Source organism: Macellibacteroides fermentans (assembly GCF_013409575.1).
In the GTDB taxonomy this organism is placed as follows: domain Bacteria; phylum Bacteroidota; class Bacteroidia; order Bacteroidales; family Tannerellaceae; genus Macellibacteroides; species Macellibacteroides fermentans.
Genome location: NZ_JACCCY010000001.1, coordinates 663,806 through 681,622 on the forward strand (window position 1 = coordinate 663,806; position 17,817 = coordinate 681,622).

Genomic DNA, 17,817 nt, shown 5'->3' on the forward strand with positions numbered 1-17,817 from the left:
ATTTCAATTGAGTTACTTTTTTCTGTATTTACTTAACTTAGAATATCTATTCTTGTTAAACAAAAAATAAATATAGTTTAGAATATAGGGTGAAAGTATAATAAACAAACATCCAGTAATAAACATAAATTTATAGATAATAACGGGGTAATAAATATTTAAAATATTGATTATCCCTATCCAAAATGAATAAGTAAGAATAATAAAAAGAGATTGACTTGTTGCTGAATTAGCAGCCAATTTCATGTTTGAAACAAACAAATCAATTTTATGGTTAGCAAATAAAATACTTCCAAAACTTGATACTAATATTGGCCCCAGTGAGTATACGTAGATTGCTGTTGTTTGAAATATTGACTTAGTATCAGAATATATTAAGAACCAAATTAAATAAATAAACACTGAGGAAATAACAAAAATCAAATATCTGGATAATAACAATTTACGCATATCAGGCAAAAGGGATAATTTATCAAAAAACGAAGCCTCAGCAGAAAATATATATTGATTTAAAAGTAAAGACAATATAATAAAAATGATAGAAGAGAAAATTACATTCATGCTAAAAACACTCAGCATAGCGCGATCTTCAAATTTTGTATATACAAAGAAATATAGCACTGATAATAATACAGCAATGATCAATTCTTGCCTCATACGGGGCGACCGAAAAAGCATCCTTAAGAAAAGTATATTATACTTAAATAAGTTGCCTTTAAGCGAAACACCCATTAGAGTATTAAATCTAGTATTTGTACTATAAGTGTTTTCAGCACAGTATTTAATGTAGTTATAGCTAACATTTAATGATAAAACTACAACAGAAAAAGATGAGATTACTAAAACTATTTGGTTAATTACGTTCATTTTAATTTCCCAATCTGTATAAAAATGAATCATAAGTAGCAATAAACAGGTTGCGATTATTGCTAATATGCAAACACTAACTTTTCTTCTATATTGAATTATACTGGCTAATTGTCCAGCCAACAACTGCAAGATAAATAAATTTAAAATGAGGAACATTGTTTTAATAATGCCTTCTTTCGGATAGATGTGATTAGTAATAAAAGAGAAAAAAAATAGTATTAAATAAATATTCCATGCAGAAAACAATTCATTTAAAATCCAATATGCTTTTATACTTCTTTTTGTATTTGGTAATTGTTGAATGAATGCAAATCTAAAAGATGTTCTTTTGAATATAATCTTTAAAATTAAATCTATCAAAATTGCAATTGAAGAATAAAAATAGATAAACTCCAGGGGATTCGCTTTATTTGACAAAAACTCATATCCATATTCTGTTAATAATGAACCCGTAATGTAAAGAACAAACAGAATTGATATTAAATAAATATATTTGAATAAAAAATCTAAGATATCATTACCAAATGAGTTATTGCGTCTAGCAGATTTCCATGATAAACGCAATAGGAAAATGAAATTCATTATATCTAAATTTAAGATTGAACAGACAGATAGCAAAACAACTTCGCGGGTTAAATACATTGCGATTTGCAAATATAATAATTAAATACCTATAAATTGATAGTTATGATATAAGATATTATTTAACACAAACACATTTTCCTAAAACATGCATTTTTCATAAAAGCTCTTTAAATATTAACAATTAATACATTTATTTGCAAATCATGCTTTTTTGATTAATTATCATCTATAAAATTAAGACGTAGATATAATAGGATTATTCGACCCATCGGTCCGCCGCTATATAGAGCTTGATATTTTAAGTTTTGACATTCCCTTGCCCAGTTTTAAAGAGATGCACTATACCATGTGCCATAGTTACTTGTTTGACACTCCCGCCAGGAGTAAAGTGAGTAACCAGATTTAATGAAAATTATTCTTTCATCATATCATACTCTTCTCCAGATCTAAGGTATCTGGCTGTTCCTTTAACTAGAAAGTAGGTATACAGACAAACTATTTTTATAATGTAACCCCTGTCTTAAATATAGATATTTCTCTATAATTCTTTATTTCATTATTTACAGGCCTACCATTTATTACTTCAATAATATAATCTATAAATCTTTTAGATAAATGATCCATCCCATCTCCTTCTATTAAGGAGCCGGCGTTGAAATCAATCCACCCGGGTTTATTGATGAACAAATTACTGTTTGTGGATATTTTTACAGTAGGTACAAAAGTACCAAAAGGTGTACCTCTTCCGGTAGTAAAAAGAACAAGATGACAGCCGCATGCAGCAAGAGCAGTACTTGCAATCAAGTCGTTGCCGGGAGCACTTAATAGATTCAAGCCTTTAACTTTCAATTGATCGCCATACATTAAGACATCGCGAACAGGAGATGCGCCTGATTTTTGTGTACACCCTAACGACTTTTCTTCCAATGTAGATATACCACCTGCTCTATTTCCAGGAGAAGGATTCTCGTATATAGGTTGGTTGTTCTCAATATAATAGGCTTTAAAATCATTTATCAAATGAACAACTTTATCAAATACAGCTTTATTCAGACTACGATTCATTAAAAGAGTTTCGGCACCGAACATTTCTGGCACTTCTGTTAATACAGTAGTACCCTCTGGACTTACTAAAAAGTCAGAGAATGCACCTAATAAAGGATTGGCTGTTATGCCGGAAAAGCCATCTGAACCGCCACACTTTAATCCAACTTTAAGTTCCGATAAAGGAATATCAGTTCTTTTATCTTTTGAGGCGTAACAATATAGCTCATTCAATAATTGCATTCCTATTTCTATTTCATCTCCAACTTGCTGTGTAACCATAAATCGAACACGTTCCTCATCATACTCACCAAGAAACTCCCTGAATTCATCTATTTGATTGTTTTCGCATCCTAATCCAACTACTAATACGCCACCAGCATTTGGATGTTTAACCATACCGCGCAAAATCTTTTTCGTATTTTCATGGTCATCACCCAATTGTGAGCATCCATAGTTATGAGGAAAAGCAACAATTGCATCTACACCAGCTCCTTTAGTCTGATTCCGAAAAGCTTCTGCCAACTGATTAATTACACCATTTACACAACCTACAGTTGGAATGATCCAAATCTCATTCCGAATACCCACATCGTCGTTCTTCCTTCGGTAACCCTTAAAAGTAATATCACATTTTTCGGTCATGGGCAGAGCTTTTTGCGCTTGATAAGTATAATCCAACACACCTTCCAGATTACTCTTAATATTCTTTTCGTTAATCCATGTACCCTCTGGAATTGTTTGGCTAGCATGTCCGATCGGGAAACCATATTTTATAATATGCTCATTCCGGGCAAAGGACTTCAAGGCTACTTTATGACCTGCTGGAATATCTTCCAACAACGTAATCTCTCTATCATCGATACGTAATTTATCTCCTGACAATAAAGGAACTATAGCCACAGCTACATTATCTGCCGCATTTATTTGTATATACTTATTCATTGGATGATTCTTTTTACAGTCTGAAGCATTCCTTCTTGTTGAATCAGATCTAAATATAGTTTTATCTGCTCGGTCAAACCAGGAATTTCATTTAAATCTTCTCCCCAAATAAAATCCGCACCTAATACTCCACGAGCAATCTTTCCGGTATTATTTGTCTTCCATAATTCATCCAGAAGAGCAATTATTTCAGGAGCATCATTTGGTTTTATTTCCGTACCATCTTCACGAACACCTCCCTTGTAATAAGTAATAATGGCAGCCAAACCAAGAACCAATCCATCCGGTAATTTACCATTCCTACTTAAATAAGTTTTCACTCCCGGCAAGTCGCGCGTTTTATATTTTGGAAATGAGTTCAACATTATACTGGTTACCTGATGATCTACAAAGGGATTATTAAACCGTTCCAAAACATCACGTGCGAACTGTTCCAACTCCACTTTAGGAAGATCCAATGTTTCAAGCAACTCATTATACATCACCCTATTGATATATTTACCAACCACTTTATCCTGACAAGCCTCTCTTACAATATCAATTCCAGAAAGAAAAGCTACCGGAGATAATACTGTGTGCGGTCCATTTAACAAGACAACCTTTCTGTCATGATAAGGCTTTTCGTCGGGAACAAACAAAACATTCAATCCAGCCATGTCCGCAGGGAATTCCAGGGCAACTTCCTGTGGAGCTTCGATCACCCATAAATGGAATATTTCCGCTTGCACAAGTAACTGATCATTATATTGTAATTTCTCTGTGATTTCCCCAATATCTTTATGAGGAAAACCGGGAACAATACGATCTACTAAAGTGGCATAAACACCGCATGCTTCTTCAAACCATTTTTTGAAATCATTGCCCAATTCCCATAGATCGATGTATTTATAAATTTCTTCTTTCAACTTATGTCCGTTCAGGAATATCAACTCACAAGGGAATATGATCAAACCTTTACTCAAATCTCCGTTGAATGTTTTAAAACGATGATACAGTAACTGAGTCAGCTTCCCCGGATAGGAGGAGCAGGGTTTGTCCGTCAACCTACAAGTTGGATCAAAAACAATACCGGCTTCTGTTGTATTTGATATTACAAACCGCATCTCAGGCTGTTCTGCTAATTTTAGATATTCGTCAAACCGTGAATATGGATTAATAGCACGGCTGATAACATCTATCAAAGTCAGCCTATTCACCGGTTCACCTTTATCCAATCCCTGTAGGTTTACATGATAAAGACAATCCTGCCCATTAAGTACATCAACCATGCCTTTTTCAATAGGCTGAACCACCACTACACTACTGTTGAAGTCGATTGTTTGATTCATATTCCAAACAATCCAATCCACAAAGGCGCGAAGGAAATTTCCTTCTCCAAACTGGATAATACGTTCAGTGTATTGTTTTGCAGACGCTGTTTTTCTATTTAATTCTCTCATGAAAGATGCTTCGTTTATCACAGTATTCTTTTATACTCTTTTACTGCTTTAGGTTTGATAGATGTTAGATCAGCAATGTTTACAGGGGCTTTTGACGCGATACTATTTCGAGCCGCTATACCAACCAAACAGGCTAAAGCTCCATCACGGACATTGGCAAATTGTTTAAACGGATCACCAATTTCAGGTAAGAATATCTGGTCTTTCAATAACTTATCACCTCCTCCATGTCCGGATGCAGCGAATGGGACATGAATGTATTCTCTGCGAGAGAAGTTTTTAAACAATACAATCTCATCATAGTTCTTATCAGATGTAGGTTTAGACTCCTCAATCCAGGCATCTATCCGTCCTTTAGTTCCGTTGAAAGCGATTCGGTATCCTTCGTAAGGAGAATATGCCGTCAATGAATACGCCACCTGTACCCCATTGGCATATTTTATGGTTGCTGCCATTTTGTCGAATATATTAACATCGTTTTTAAATACACATCCGTCACGCAGATAACCATCATATTTCTCATTTTCAACATAAAGATCAACCATGGTTCTATCTCTCATTATATCGAAATAGAACGGACATTCTTTTGTATGCTTACAGGTACGACAGTTCTCAGCCCGAATAGAACCGTTCTTTCCATAAAAGTCCAGGGCCCCCGCAGCATATACAGACTCCGGATCACTGTCTATCCACCAATTTAACAGATCAAAATGATGGCTGGCTTTATGTAACCACAACGATCCGCTGCATTCCACCAGTCTGTGCCAACGCCGGAAATAGTCGGCACCGTGAGAGGTATCCAGATACCAGTGAAAATCGACGGAGGTGATATCTCCTATTTCACCAGCACGAAGTAGTTCCCATATTTTTGCCCGGTGAGGTGAATACCTGTAATTGAATGTGACTCTGCATGTTTTGCCAGTTCGCTTTTCGGCATCCAGAATCGCCTGAATTTTCTTTTCATCGATCGTCATTGGTTTTTCAGTAATAATATCTGCTCCCAGCTCCATGCCACGAATAATGAAGTGATGGTGCGTACTGTCTATTGTCGTTACAATTAGCACATCGGGCTTGGTTTCAGCCATCATTTTCTCAAAATCGGTATAAGTTGGACAATCAGTTCCTATGATACGTTTTCCTGTTTCTAAACGTCCTTCGTTATTATCACAAAGGCCAACGAACTCCAGATAGTCAGCATAGTTTTTCGTCAGATCACTTCCCCACATGGATGTTCCACGAATACCTGTACCAATAAGTGCGATACGAACTTTTTTATCAGGCAATGCTGTACTGCTTTTTGTATCTGCTTTTAATTCAGAAATAGGATTGAGCAGAGCCGTTCCGGCAATTGTCCCCGTTGTTGCAATAAAATGTCTTCTTGACATTTTGGTAGTTGTGTTATTCATAGTATTAATTTAAAAGTTTCAATATTAGTCATAGCAAATATATGTTTTACTTGATAACGAAGCAAATGGAAATCAAGGTATTTACTCATAATTTCTGGGAGGCATTTGGAGTAAAGTGCGCAACCGGATTGATTGTTCATTGTATTTGTATGTTCATTGACAATGAACATACAAATACAATGAACATAATAAAATAAAGAAAATCTCTCATTCATTAAATACAGATCCCCCCAGCCCGGCATTCAATTGAACTCCTGAGGGAGGATTGCTTATTTCTCTGCTACGTCTTATATGGTTCCAAATAGTTTCCCTCCATATAACTTATTTAGAATTAAATTTCTTTTAATTCAACGTTAATTTCATCGAGATTAATGGTGTTGGCACTCCAGATTTCATCTTTTTCCAATCCCAGCCAGTCCCTATATTCTCCAGCTTCTTCACTGTCAGGCATTGTTCGGAAAACATTTTTCATTTCTTCATACCCATAGCATCCACCGCAATCTTCGGGCGGACAGCTACCCTTACCCGAAAGACAAATAGCTTCTTTACGTTTGTTGTCGGAAACGGCTTCTAAGGTTATTTCATGAACCCAATTGTCTCCAAAATCATATACATATAAAAGTTTACGAATATTATCTGTAAATACTTTAGACAACTTAACTTTTGATGCATCCAAAGTCTTAACACCAAAATCAAAATCATCTTCAGAGGGGATCGCAATACGAATACTACCTTGATACTCTTTATCCTCAAACTCAAATAAATGATAATCATCCCAGCCGAAAACGGTTTGTATCACACTATGAAATTGCAGAAACGTAAAATTTGCCGGAACAATAACTTTCCTCCATACCGGAGGCTTGGATATGCCTTTAATCTGAATCTTAAACTGATATTCCATAATTTTACAGAATTAATGGTTTATGCTTTCAAAAATACAATATTGACTTAATATTTTGACATATTAGATATAAATATTATCTTCTTTCTTTAATTAAAGCAAACTGCTATCTAAAACAGACCTTTTGAGGAGGTTAAAGCTCCGAAACTAGTATAATAGAGGAAGTCTCTGATGATGAGCTATCTGGTGCTGCGTCAGCTATTTTGGGAACATGGAATTCTGTAAATCAAAATAATGTATCTTTACAAAATATTTCTGATATAGTTTATTCAAAAGGAAAAGGATATCTGAATATCAAAACGTATCCCACTGTTATTGTATCAGATAGATGTAAAGAAATTTTAAACCGGTCTCTGTATCTGCTGTCAGTCTCAGAATACTTTTTTTGAAGCTGCTTGGCTAGATGCCAACGCTCAATCAATTATTCATCACCGCAGTCGTATATCTCTCCGGCAAGCATTTTTTCTCGTTCTGTCATTATTATAATCCGATTTTACGGGTTCTATTTCCCATTAAATATTTTCTGCTAAATGAGAAAACTAATCCCCACAAAGAAACAAAGTTAATTTATAGGGAAAAGATATTTATGTATTGATATTCTTTTAAAATATAATAATTAAAAATTAACATAGGGAAGTTATCATTAATTGGATATACTTAAACACAATTATGTTAAAATAAAACAAATAAACTCTATAAAATATAAACTTACTAATTATATCAAAAATGAAACTATCTTTGCCATCAATTGTTTTATTAATTAACTTAATTTTAAACTTTAAAAATTGAAAAAATTATTTATTTTGCTATCTTTATCTATTTTAGCACTTTACACTTCTTCTTGTCAAAATAGCGCTGAAGAGATACTACAATCAACAGAAGCATCAGAATTTTCAGAAGACAAATTTACTCAAAAAGGGTCTTATTTAGAATTTAACAATGAGGAGGCGTTTTTAGATATTTTTAATAGGATCCTATCTAATACATATTCTATCCAAAAGTCACCATCTCTAAATAACTTTATGTCGCTAGAAAATAAATACAAACTAGCTAATGAATCCGATCCACTTGTATCATCAAGTAAGACAAAGGTCTATAGTGACGCAACTGAAGAATTTGGAAATGTCGAAATTATTGAAAATCGAGTAGGAAGTGTAACGCTTTCAGAACTACTTAATGAAGAAGGTGTAATTAAAATTGGAAAACGTATATACAAATTTGAAGGGAATTATGCATATATAATAAATGACGGGAATGAAAACACTCTAAAAAGATTATTAGGAGGAGAACAGTATTCAAATCTAGAAAATATTTCTTATCAAAAAGTTATTCACCCCTTAATTATTCAAGAAGATTTAATCACCAAAAGCTCATCTGGAGGAGAATATGAAAGAAGCCCCATTTTTATCACGACTAATGATAGTAAACGAAGAGAGCATATAAAATTCAATCCTTATCTTTTAGTTATAGACAATGCACAAACAGAAATTGTAATAGAAATGGAAGGCAGGGCTCAAAAGAAACAATTATTTGGAATATGGGGCACTACTTTTAGCGATGAAATGGTTTGGGGCGAAATTCACTTAAACAGTGGTTCGTGGCATTACAATCAGCCTCCAGCAGGAGGAATGGATATACCGCAAGGAACAAATTATTTTACAACAGGACTTAAAGCAAGAACGATAGGTGCAAGATTCTGTGGTTGGGCCCAAAAATTAGGCAACACTGGAGGTGTTAGTGCTGTAAAAGCGAGTATCACTTTCAAAGCTAAGAAAAGTGAGTTTCAGCCTACAGATTGGGCAGGTATATACACAAATAACTACACAAGTATAACAAAATAATCATAGCGCTATGAAACAGATCATTTATTTTCTTCTTTTTATAATTATACCGATATCTAACATTTCATCACAAGAAAACAAATCTCGTTTTGGAGCTGAGGTAGATTTTATTCCCTGGTATTTTGACACCTTTTCCAGACAAACACCTATGTTTACGGTTTCGGGATTTATTGGTGGGTATTATGAGCACTTCTTTTCAAACTCCATTAGTTTAAAAACAACGGCAGGAATCCATAATGCTACCTATAAATGGTTTGAAAATAGCACGTACGGAGGAAAAAAAGTAAGATCATGGCAAACTATGTTAGAGCTAAAAGTAGAACCAAGATTTTACTTTTGGGACAATCAACAAAAGTGGGGAAACCTTTTTGCTGGACTTCCTCTCTCGATAGAAACAGGCCCTTTTCAAAATAATCCATACAAAGATATTTTTCAAACACCAACAATAAGAGCAATACCTATTATTGGATATCAATATTACTTCACCAATCATTTTTTTGTTGAAGCAAATGCAGGTCTGGGATGGAGACATGATAGTTACCCAACACAAAGTTCAAATGATCTTGATTATTTGCTCGGACTTCGTTTTGGATTATCCTTTTGAGGCTTATAAAGTAAATAACAACTTAATTAAAGGGCTGCCCAACAAGCTTGGGTCAGCTCTTTTTCTTTAAAAAACGAAGTATTCTGTTCTTTACTTTTCGCAAACCCTTCTATTTTAGGAAGATTTTCTTTCCTTGAAGCATCCTTTAATTGTTGAAGAACAATCCCCTTGTTTCCTTGAGTAATTTCAGGCTTCACAACAACAACACAACGCTCTTCCTTTATCCTGACAACACTGCTTCTGTTTCTTTCTCTTTTGCTATCCGAATAGAATATGGTAATTCCCGTATTTCAACCAGTTTATCCTTTATTTCATCTAACAGAACATCTTTTGTTTTCATGAAGATTGTTCATTTAAAAGAGGGTGTGTCAAAACAAAGTAATTGGCACATCCTCTTTCTTTTTTGTTTCGTTTTTCAAAAAAGCTTCAAGCCGCCCATTTTGGATTGATTTTTCTTTCGATTCGATTTTGATCGCTTATCACCTCATAAAACGCTGTTTTCAGAGTAATTTTCCTGTTATAAAAGCCCTTTGATATCCCTTTAGCTGCTTTTGCACACATCTTTTTTATGTTGAAGGCTATGGCAAAGAAGGCAAAGTCCATGGTGACTTTGTCGAGTCCGAAGTGACGGAATCGACGGTATGCCATATTGTATTTCATTTGTCCGAAAACGGCTTCTGGTTCTATAGGTCGTTTGGATCGGTGTTCAAGTCCCTCATCCGAGATCAGCTTCTCACGGGCTTTGCGTTTATATTCCACGAGTCTGCGGTTAACTTCGATGGAGCGATTCCCCTTGGCTTTGAAGCATCCGGTCCGAAGAGGGCATCCTTCGCATCTTGCTGCCCTGTAGCGATGTGATTCGGTAATATATCCGCTAGCTGTCCTTCCATGAGTCTTACCCACAAAGGTCATATGCTGCCCCATGGGGCAAACATAGTAATCATCTTTGGCATTATAATATAAATTATCCACCAGAAAAGGATTATTCTTAAACGAACGCTTCTGCTCTTTGTGGAACCAGTTGTATTTTACAAAACACTCTATATCATGTTCTTCCATAAAACGATAATTCTCCTCCGATCCATAACCGGAGTCGGCAACGGCTTTGCCGGGAAGCCGGTTGTAACGTCCGGAAAACGAGCTAAGGAAAGGTATAAGGGTTAATGTGTCTGTAGGGTTGGGGAACAGGGAAAAGTCGGTGATGAATTGGTTCTCTGTCCCGATTTGTAAGTTGTAGCCGGGTTTGGTCTGGCCGTTGTTCATCGCATCCTCTTTCATGCGCATAAAGGTGGCTGAAGGATCACTTTTGGAATAAGAGTTACGATCCCCGAGTGTTTGCAGATGCTGGTCATATTCGGCAAGCTTATCGCCGTGCTTCTCTAACTCTTTTATCTCTTTCTCCCTTGCCCGACGGGCTTTCTTTTCTTCCCTGGTCCTGGCTGCGGGTTGCTCTGCCAGCGCCTCCTTCAACTCCCGGGCAAGATCGGAGATGGCTGCCGGAGTAAACGCCACGGATTGATTCTCTGCTGCTTTATCCTGGGCGATCGTTTCATCAATCTGTTCAAGCAGGATTCTTATTTTATCGAGAAGTTTGTCCCGGTTCTTCTCCACGCTTTTGCGCCAGACAAAGGTATATTTGTTGGCTTTGGATTCAATCTTTGTCCCATCAATGTATTCCACATCCAGACTCACATAGCCTTTACCGGCAAGAAGAAGCACTAGTTGGGTGAAAATCTGGTTAATCTCATGCTTTACCCGATTACGAAAACGGTTGATTGTAATAAAGTCTGGTTTTTCATACCCGGCAAGCCAGATATAATGGATGTCGCGAAGAAGCAGCTTCTCAATCTTGCGACAGGAATAAACGTTGTTCATGTAGGCGTAGATAATCACCTTGAGCATCATCTGCGGATGATAGGGACTACGACCATATTCTTTATAAAGAGCCTTAATATTATTAAGGTCAAGATTGTCAACCAGGGCATTGACTACCCGGACAGGGTCATCTTCAGCAATATCTTCATCAATCCGGCTCGGAAAAAGAAGCGTTTGGTTGGATATATACGGGCGAAAATGTAACTTTGTCATATGAATTTTGAAAACCTAAAGTTACAAAAACTCTAGGAAATAGCAAAGGCCGAGCTTGGGAAAGTTCGACCTTTGTGCATAAAACGAGGGTGTGCCTATTTTGACACACCCTCACATAATGAACACAATAAAATAATTAAGCAAAATCTTTCTTTTATTTAATAAGCAATCCCCCCAGCCCGGCATTCAATTAAACACCGGACTGGGGGATTGCTTATTTCTCCACTACGTGGTATATGGTTCCGGTTTGGGTTCTTTTGGAAGGGATTTGGTGTTTGTGCAGGATGCAGCCGAAATGGATGATTTTGGTAGCCGACAGATTAAAGAGTTTTTTCCCCTGCAGGCGGCCAAGTATTTCAACCGCAAGGAGCTTCTCTCCATTCTCTTTGGATTCGGCTATCCAATCCATACTACCGTAATGGTAGAGAGAATAACCCATAAAGCCTATTTCGTAAATATTAGTTAGAAAGAATGATACATATCAGAACAAATGCGTTTAATGAGGCTAAAAGTTCATTTATTAAATCAGCACAGTATACAGACACCGTCCATACCAACCACAAATATTGAAATAATCAAACAACTCTCTGATATCAAAATGAAAAAACCAGCCGTAGCAAGGTTTTTATCCATAATACCAGGTGCAGGTTATATTTATACCAAACAACCTCAGAATGCTGTTACCTCTTTAATAATAAACTCATTATTGGCCTACGCGACTTACACAAGTATTAAGTCAGAGAATTATGGTGTGGCAGGACTAATGGGAGTGTTTTCATTATCTTTTTATTTCGGGAATATTATTGGGGCAGGTAATAGTGCCAAGAAATATAATCAATATCAAGTTAAACAACAAGCTAACAGACTTATGTATTATAATCAAATTAATAACTTTTAAATTTTATCACAATGTTTGAAAAATTATCTAACAAATGTTTTCTTAAATCGACAGCATTGTTATTGTCGTTTGCAATGATGTTTATGTCCTTTACTTTGCCAGCAGGACCGGTTACTTTAAAAAGCGGATCCATTATTCCTTTAGAGCTGCTAAGCACTATTTCAAGTAAAGATTGCCGGTCAGGTCAAATGATCTACTTCAAAGTAACTAAAGATGTAGTAGCCGAAGGCAAGACTGTTATACCTGCAGGTTCAATTGCAAAAGGACAAATTTCCAGAGTTAAGAAAAGCGGACTTTTGGGTAGTGAAGGACAAATCGAAGTTGTAATCAGAAGCGTAACAGCTGTTGATGGAACTGACGTTTATTTGACTGGAGCAAGCCTTAACGATGAAGGAAACAATCAAGTAGCTTTATCAATTGTTTTGACTTTTCTTTGTCTGTTTGGTTTCTTAATTAAAGGAGGTAATGCAGAAATTCCTGCAGGAACACTTTGCAATGCAACAGTTGCCGGAAACACAACAATAAATGTTGATTAATAACAGTTTACAACCAATCAACCAAATATTTTATATAAGATAATAAATTAATTTGGTGATTAGACAAACGCCCTAATCTTTTCATAATTATAACCCGAACATAGTTTCGGGCACTCACAAGTTTAGGTTTTAATTAAAATAAGGAAGTTCGGTTCGTGAGAGTCGGACTTTTTGCTTTGTAACAAATAGCAATGCTGGTCCATTAGTTTTTCTACTTAATTCCTTCATGAAAAATATGCTTTGTTTCAAACCTTCTATCAGTTATAATCTTTTCATACTCGGGTTCTACGCAATAGACAATTCGATGTTGCCGGTTTAGCAATTCATTTTAAGTACAAAACTTGCGTTAAAGTGTCCGATTGCAGAATATATATCAAATAGGATAGTCATCGTTCTTTAATCAAGAAATTCTTTCATATCCAAATATCCAAACTGTATATCGTCATCCATGCTCAAGAGAATCCGGTTGTTATCCCTGTCATAACAAAATCTAGCGATTTTATATCCTGTTTCCAAAGTTTTTAGATAATTACCATCTAAGTCAAAAACTAAGAATTTGGTGGGAAAATTAGATCTTCCTTCTTTATTTAAAATTTTTTCTCCCGAGTAGAGTACTACTATTCTATTATTGCAAAATTTCACTGGTCCAAAATGATAAATACCATGTGTTTCTGTATCCCAATTAGGCCCATATATATTGTATTTTAGATCGCCATTGAGGCTACATATTGTCATTAAGTCATGAGGAGCATAACACTCTACATAGATACCATGTTCCATTGATATATCAAAACAAATACGTTTCTTTTTAACCTCTGGATGAATAGTATAACTCATATGCTTTACTTCACCAGTTTTCATATTGAATTTTCCAACAACAGGATTGAAATCACTATTACCAAGAGGTTGTATAGTTACACCAATAGATAATGTATCACTTATATAAATATAGTCATTAGGAAATAGCCCTGCATTCATTTTCATTTTTTCTATGGGGAGGTATTCCGGATCTGTAATTACGCTATCCAGATCATAACTGAAAATTTTATTTTTACCATGATCAGATACGTAAAACTTACGATTTACTTTATCCTCTGCTATATGTCCTATGCGCGCAATTTCTCCAGGTCCTTGTCCTTTAAGTGCTGTGCTTGTAATATACTTAAAATTGTTTTTATCAAAAATATGTATACATTCATTTTCCGATTTGTAATCATTGATGAATAAATAATTATCGACAATTAATGGAAGTGAATAATTATTAATGGGGAGATCTTCGATTACTATCTCTTTTATTCTGTTGTGAACATTAATTATATTATTTCTTTTATTCTGTTTTTTTTCAGTTGAAGAGCTTGATGAACAGCCTCCAAAAATGATGATGATTAGAAATATACCTAATATTTTATTCATATTTTGTAATGTTTTTCAATAAGTCTTCATTAATAGTATTTGCAACAATATCAGATACTATCATAAAATATTGCTTTGTACAAAAATAAAACATTCGTTCTGTTTATTATGAAATAGACAGGACATATTTTGATAATATTTTATTATTCTTGTAATGTTTGATAATAATAACTTCAAAACCGATCCATGTCTCAAGTGTTGAACAAAACAATATTTCTCAAAAAACTACTACTGACTGCGCATTTTCTATTCATCTTTATAATAACGTTTGTATAACTTTCCATGTCCCAAATTACAATTTAACACTCTCCTTGTCAGAGAACTGCTTTCATTAACTCCCTATAATCTTCTTAAAGTTCATATAACTATCCCCTAGCCCGGCATTCAATTGAATACCGGGTTGGGGGATTGCTTATTTCTCTACTACGTGGTATATGGTTCCGGTTTGGGTTCGTTTGGAGGGGATTTGGTGTTTGTGCAGGATGCGGCCGAAATGGATGATTTTGGTGGCCGACAGATTAAAGAGTTTTTTCTCCTGCAGGCGGCCCAGTATTTCAACGGCAAGGAGCTTCTCTCCTTTCTCTGTGGATTCGGCGGCACGGAAGAATTGCAGGAACAGTTGCTCTGCAGGTACCTGTACCTGAAATTCTTTGTTGGTCTCCGACAGAATAGCCTCTTCCGGACCCTCAAACCAGTAGCGTTCGCCTCTCTTTATTTCATGCATGGCCTGGGCATACAACTGGTCGTGGTTAATCTTATCACTGTAACTGATGGAACCTGTAAGGCGTACACAGATGAACCTCCGGCTACCCGAGGTGTCGGTAAGCACATCGTAGTGGTTGCTTGTGGCGATAAACGAGGCATAGCGGCGCAACGATTCCACCGAAGTGGTAAGACACGATTCTGTGGCAATGAAAGAAATTTTTTATGAATCTGGCTCTTACCACATCTTTGACCAGGCTTATAACAATTTGAAGACATTGTATAAGGTTCATCAGATTGGAGCATTCTTCGTTATCAGGGCAAAAAAACCTGCGATACACATCCATCATATGATCCTTTAATACTCGGCTTCGACACAATAAACAACCCGATGCTTTTCCTTTAACAACTTATCGGCAAGAGCGAAACTCGCGTTAAGATGTCCGATTGCAGGGTATATGTCGAATAATATAGTCATCGTTCTCTAATCAAGAAATTCTTTCATATCCAAATATCCAAACTGTATATCGTCATCCATACTCATAATAATCCTGTTATTGTCTTTGTCATAACAAAATCTTGCGATTTTATATCCTGTTTCTAAGGTCTTAAGATAATTACCTTCCAAGTCGAAAATTAAAAAGTTAGTAGGCCAATTAGATCTTCCTTCTTTTGTGAAAGATTTTTCTCCTGAATAGAGAGCAACTATTCTATTCCCACAAAATACCACAGGACCATAATGATTAATACCATGCGTTTCCGTATCCCAGTTAGGTCCATAGATATTATATTTTAGATCTCCATTCAGGCTACATATTGTCATTAAATCATGAGGGATATAACATTCCACATAAATTCCATACTCTAAAGATATATCAAAACAAATACGTTTCTTTTTTACTTCTGGGTGAATAGTATAACTCATATGCTTTATTTCGCCTGTTTTCATATTGAACTTCCCAATAACAGGTTTGAAGTCATTATTACCAATTGGCTCTACGATTACGCCAATAGATAGTGTATCGTTAATGTAAACATAGTCCCAAGGGTGTAATTGCTCGCGCATTTTCATTTTTTCAATTGGAAGATATGTCGGATCGGTAATTACACTATCCAAATCATAACTGAAAATTTTGTTCTTACCATGATCTGTTACGTAAAACTTACGATTCTTTTTATCTTCTGTTATATGTCCTATACGTGCAATTTCTCCAGGACCTAGTCCTTTTAGTGCTGTACCTGTAAAATACTTGAAATTGTCTTTGTCGAAGATTTGTATACATTCATTTGCAGATTTGTAATCCTGTATAAACAGATACTTATCAACAATAAATATCCATGAATTATTATTGATGAGGAGATCTTCTATTACTATCTCTTTTATTCTGTTGTGAACATTAATTATATTATTTCTTTTATTCTGTTTTTTTTCAGTTGAAGAGCTTGATGAGCAGCCTCCAAAAATGATGATGATTAGAAATATACCTAATATTTTATTCATATTCTGTAATGTTTTTCAACAAGTCTTTATTAATAGTATTTGCAACATTATCAGATACTTTCATAAAATATTGCTTTGTACAAAAATAAAACATTCGTTCTGTTTATTATGAAATAGACAGGACATATTTTGATAATATTTTTATTATTCTTGTGATGTTTGATAATAATAACTTCTAAACCGATCCATGTCTCAAGTGTTGAGCAAAACAATATTTCTCAAAAAACTATTACTGACTGCGTATTTTCTATTCTTCTTTATAATAACGTTTATATAACTTTCCATGTAGCAAATTACAATTTAACACTCACCTTGTCAGAGAACCGCTTTTCATTAACTCCCTATAATCTTCTTAAAGTTTCATATAACTCCTGGCATTCAAATGAATACCTGACTGGGGGGATTTTTCACTTCTCTACTACGTGGTATATGGTTCCGAATGTTTACCCTCCATCTGACTCATTTAGAATTATACTTCTTTTAAATCTGCGTTAATTTCATCGAGATTAAAGGTGTCGGCACTCCAGATTTCATCTTTTTCCAATCCCAGCCAGTCCCTATATTCTCCAGCTTCTTCACTGTCAGGCATTGTTCGGAAAACATTTTTCATTTCTTCATACCCATAGCATCCACCGCAATCTTCGGGCGGACAGCTACCCTTACCCGAAAGACAAATAGCTTCTTTACGTTTGTTGTCGGAAACGGCTTCTAAGGTTATTTCATGAACCCAATTGTCTCCAAAATCATATACATATAAAAGTTTACGAATATCGTCTGTAAATATTTTGGACAACTTAATTTTTGATGCATCCAAAGTCTTAACACCAAAATCAAAATCATCTTCAGAGGGGATAGCAATGCGAATACTACCTTGATACTCTTTATCCTCAAACTCAAATAAATGATAATCATCCCAGCCGAAAACGGTTTGTATCACACTATGAAACTGCAGAAACGTAAAATTTGCCGGAATAATAACTTTCCTCCATACCGGAGGTTTGGATATGCCTTTAATCTGAATCTTGAACTGATATTCCATATAAT

General features: G+C 35.3%; 16 protein-coding genes and 1 pseudogene. 5 read left to right on the forward strand and 12 right to left on the reverse strand.

Annotated features, from left to right (window positions below):
• Positions 1-12 precede the first annotated feature (12 nt).
• The 5 genes from F5613_RS02760 to F5613_RS02780 form a co-directional block, all read right to left on the reverse strand.
• Positions 13-1,452, reverse strand: coding sequence for a DUF5687 family protein (locus F5613_RS02760; protein ID WP_179398596.1), 1,440 nt, complete (start codon positions 1,450-1,452; stop codon positions 13-15).
• Between the two features lie 504 nt (positions 1,453-1,956).
• Positions 1,957-3,444 (reverse strand): UxaA family hydrolase, encoded by a 1,488-nt coding sequence (locus tag F5613_RS02765; RefSeq protein ID WP_179398597.1) that lies wholly within the window; start codon positions 3,442-3,444, stop codon positions 1,957-1,959.
• Positions 3,441-4,883, reverse strand: a complete 1,443-nt coding sequence (locus tag F5613_RS02770; protein WP_179398598.1) for a tagaturonate reductase — start codon at positions 4,881-4,883, stop codon at positions 3,441-3,443. The genes F5613_RS02765 and F5613_RS02770 overlap by 4 nt, the downstream gene beginning before the upstream one ends.
• Positions 4,884-4,900: 17 nt before the next feature.
• Positions 4,901-6,289 (reverse strand): Gfo/Idh/MocA family protein, encoded by a 1,389-nt coding sequence (locus F5613_RS02775; RefSeq protein WP_179398599.1) that lies wholly within the window; start codon positions 6,287-6,289, stop codon positions 4,901-4,903.
• Between the two features lie 331 nt (positions 6,290-6,620).
• On the reverse strand, positions 6,621-7,190 hold the full coding sequence (locus F5613_RS02780; protein ID WP_179398600.1) for a plasmid pRiA4b ORF-3 family protein: 570 nt from the start codon (positions 7,188-7,190) through the stop codon (positions 6,621-6,623).
• Positions 7,191-7,975: 785 nt separating this feature from the next.
• Between F5613_RS02780 and F5613_RS02785 the strand changes: the two genes are divergently transcribed.
• Positions 7,976-9,031, forward strand: a complete 1,056-nt coding sequence (locus F5613_RS02785) for a hypothetical protein (protein WP_179398601.1) — start codon at positions 7,976-7,978, stop codon at positions 9,029-9,031.
• A gap of 10 nt (positions 9,032-9,041) precedes the next feature.
• On the forward strand, positions 9,042-9,635 hold the full coding sequence (locus F5613_RS02790; protein ID WP_179398602.1) for a DUF3575 domain-containing protein: 594 nt from the start codon (positions 9,042-9,044) through the stop codon (positions 9,633-9,635).
• A 26-nt stretch (positions 9,636-9,661) separates the two neighbouring features.
• Here the strand turns inward: F5613_RS02790 and F5613_RS02795 are convergent, their stop codons facing one another.
• The 3 genes from F5613_RS02795 to F5613_RS02805 all read right to left on the reverse strand — a co-directional run bounded on the left by F5613_RS02795 (position 9,662) and on the right by F5613_RS02805 (position 12,132).
• Complete coding sequence (locus F5613_RS02795) at positions 9,662-9,832, reverse strand: hypothetical protein (protein WP_179398603.1); 171 nt, start codon at positions 9,830-9,832, stop codon at positions 9,662-9,664.
• 229 nt (positions 9,833-10,061) lie between these two features.
• Positions 10,062-11,723 carry an IS1182 family transposase gene (locus F5613_RS02800; protein ID WP_246303322.1) on the reverse strand — a complete coding sequence of 554 codons (1,662 nt, stop codon included), beginning with the start codon at positions 11,721-11,723 and terminating at the stop codon, positions 10,062-10,064.
• Between the two features lie 214 nt (positions 11,724-11,937).
• Positions 11,938-12,132, reverse strand: coding sequence for a DUF3874 domain-containing protein (locus tag F5613_RS02805; protein WP_218858856.1), 195 nt, complete (start codon positions 12,130-12,132; stop codon positions 11,938-11,940).
• Between the two features lie 90 nt (positions 12,133-12,222).
• Between F5613_RS02805 and F5613_RS02810 the strand changes: the two genes are divergently transcribed.
• Together F5613_RS02810 and F5613_RS02815 are read left to right on the forward strand one after the other, a co-directional pair.
• Positions 12,223-12,621 (forward strand): hypothetical protein, encoded by a 399-nt coding sequence (locus tag F5613_RS02810; protein ID WP_179398605.1) that lies wholly within the window; start codon positions 12,223-12,225, stop codon positions 12,619-12,621.
• 11 nt (positions 12,622-12,632) lie between these two features.
• Positions 12,633-13,157 carry a hypothetical protein gene (locus tag F5613_RS02815; RefSeq protein ID WP_179398606.1) on the forward strand — a complete coding sequence of 175 codons (525 nt, stop codon included), beginning with the start codon at positions 12,633-12,635 and terminating at the stop codon, positions 13,155-13,157.
• A 396-nt stretch (positions 13,158-13,553) separates the two neighbouring features.
• Here the strand turns inward: F5613_RS02815 and F5613_RS02820 are convergent, their stop codons facing one another.
• On the reverse strand, positions 13,554-14,570 hold the full coding sequence (locus F5613_RS02820) for a 6-bladed beta-propeller (RefSeq protein ID WP_179398607.1): 1,017 nt from the start codon (positions 14,568-14,570) through the stop codon (positions 13,554-13,556).
• Positions 14,571-14,982: 412 nt separating this feature from the next.
• The gene (locus F5613_RS02825) at positions 14,983-15,453 is read right to left on the reverse strand and encodes a DUF3874 domain-containing protein (RefSeq protein WP_179398608.1); all 471 of its coding nucleotides are present in this window, start codon (positions 15,451-15,453) and stop codon (positions 14,983-14,985) included.
• Between the two features lie 34 nt (positions 15,454-15,487).
• Here F5613_RS02825 and F5613_RS16480 point away from each other — a divergent pair.
• Positions 15,488-15,601, forward strand: a pseudogene (locus F5613_RS16480) (IS4 family transposase); the annotation flags it as partial.
• A 155-nt stretch (positions 15,602-15,756) separates the two neighbouring features.
• On the opposite strand, the gene F5613_RS02830 reads toward F5613_RS16480, so the two are convergent.
• Both F5613_RS02830 and F5613_RS02835 read right to left on the reverse strand, forming a co-directional pair.
• Positions 15,757-16,773, reverse strand: coding sequence for a 6-bladed beta-propeller (locus F5613_RS02830; protein WP_179398609.1), 1,017 nt, complete (start codon positions 16,771-16,773; stop codon positions 15,757-15,759).
• A gap of 469 nt (positions 16,774-17,242) precedes the next feature.
• Complete coding sequence (locus F5613_RS02835; RefSeq protein WP_179398610.1) at positions 17,243-17,812, reverse strand: plasmid pRiA4b ORF-3 family protein; 570 nt, start codon at positions 17,810-17,812, stop codon at positions 17,243-17,245.
• Between the last annotated feature and the right edge of the window lie 5 nt (positions 17,813-17,817).

What these genes read in the sequence shown, in the direction of transcription:
- F5613_RS02760 (WP_179398596.1), bottom strand. Translation starts at nt 1,452, where the DNA reads ATGAATTTCATTTTCCTATTGCGTTTATCATGGAAATCTGCTAGACGC.
- F5613_RS02765 (WP_179398597.1), bottom strand. Translation starts at nt 3,444, where the DNA reads ATGAATAAGTATATACAAATAAATGCGGCAGATAATGTAGCTGTGGCT.
- F5613_RS02770 (WP_179398598.1), bottom strand. Translation starts at nt 4,883, where the DNA reads ATGAGAGAATTAAATAGAAAAACAGCGTCTGCAAAACAATACACTGAA.
- F5613_RS02775 (WP_179398599.1), bottom strand. Translation starts at nt 6,289, where the DNA reads ATGAATAACACAACTACCAAAATGTCAAGAAGACATTTTATTGCAACA.
- F5613_RS02780 (WP_179398600.1), bottom strand. Translation starts at nt 7,190, where the DNA reads ATGGAATATCAGTTTAAGATTCAGATTAAAGGCATATCCAAGCCTCCG.
- F5613_RS02790 (WP_179398602.1), top strand. Translation starts at nt 9,042, where the DNA reads ATGAAACAGATCATTTATTTTCTTCTTTTTATAATTATACCGATATCT.
- F5613_RS02800 (WP_246303322.1), bottom strand. Translation starts at nt 11,723, where the DNA reads ATGACAAAGTTACATTTTCGCCCGTATATATCCAACCAAACGCTTCTT.
- F5613_RS02805 (WP_218858856.1), bottom strand. Translation starts at nt 12,132, where the DNA reads ATGGATTGGATAGCCGAATCCAAAGAGAATGGAGAGAAGCTCCTTGCG.
- F5613_RS02810 (WP_179398605.1), top strand. Translation starts at nt 12,223, where the DNA reads ATGAGGCTAAAAGTTCATTTATTAAATCAGCACAGTATACAGACACCG.
- F5613_RS02815 (WP_179398606.1), top strand. Translation starts at nt 12,633, where the DNA reads ATGTTTGAAAAATTATCTAACAAATGTTTTCTTAAATCGACAGCATTG.
- F5613_RS02820 (WP_179398607.1), bottom strand. Translation starts at nt 14,570, where the DNA reads ATGAATAAAATATTAGGTATATTTCTAATCATCATCATTTTTGGAGGC.
- F5613_RS02830 (WP_179398609.1), bottom strand. Translation starts at nt 16,773, where the DNA reads ATGAATAAAATATTAGGTATATTTCTAATCATCATCATTTTTGGAGGC.
- F5613_RS02835 (WP_179398610.1), bottom strand. Translation starts at nt 17,812, where the DNA reads ATGGAATATCAGTTCAAGATTCAGATTAAAGGCATATCCAAACCTCCG.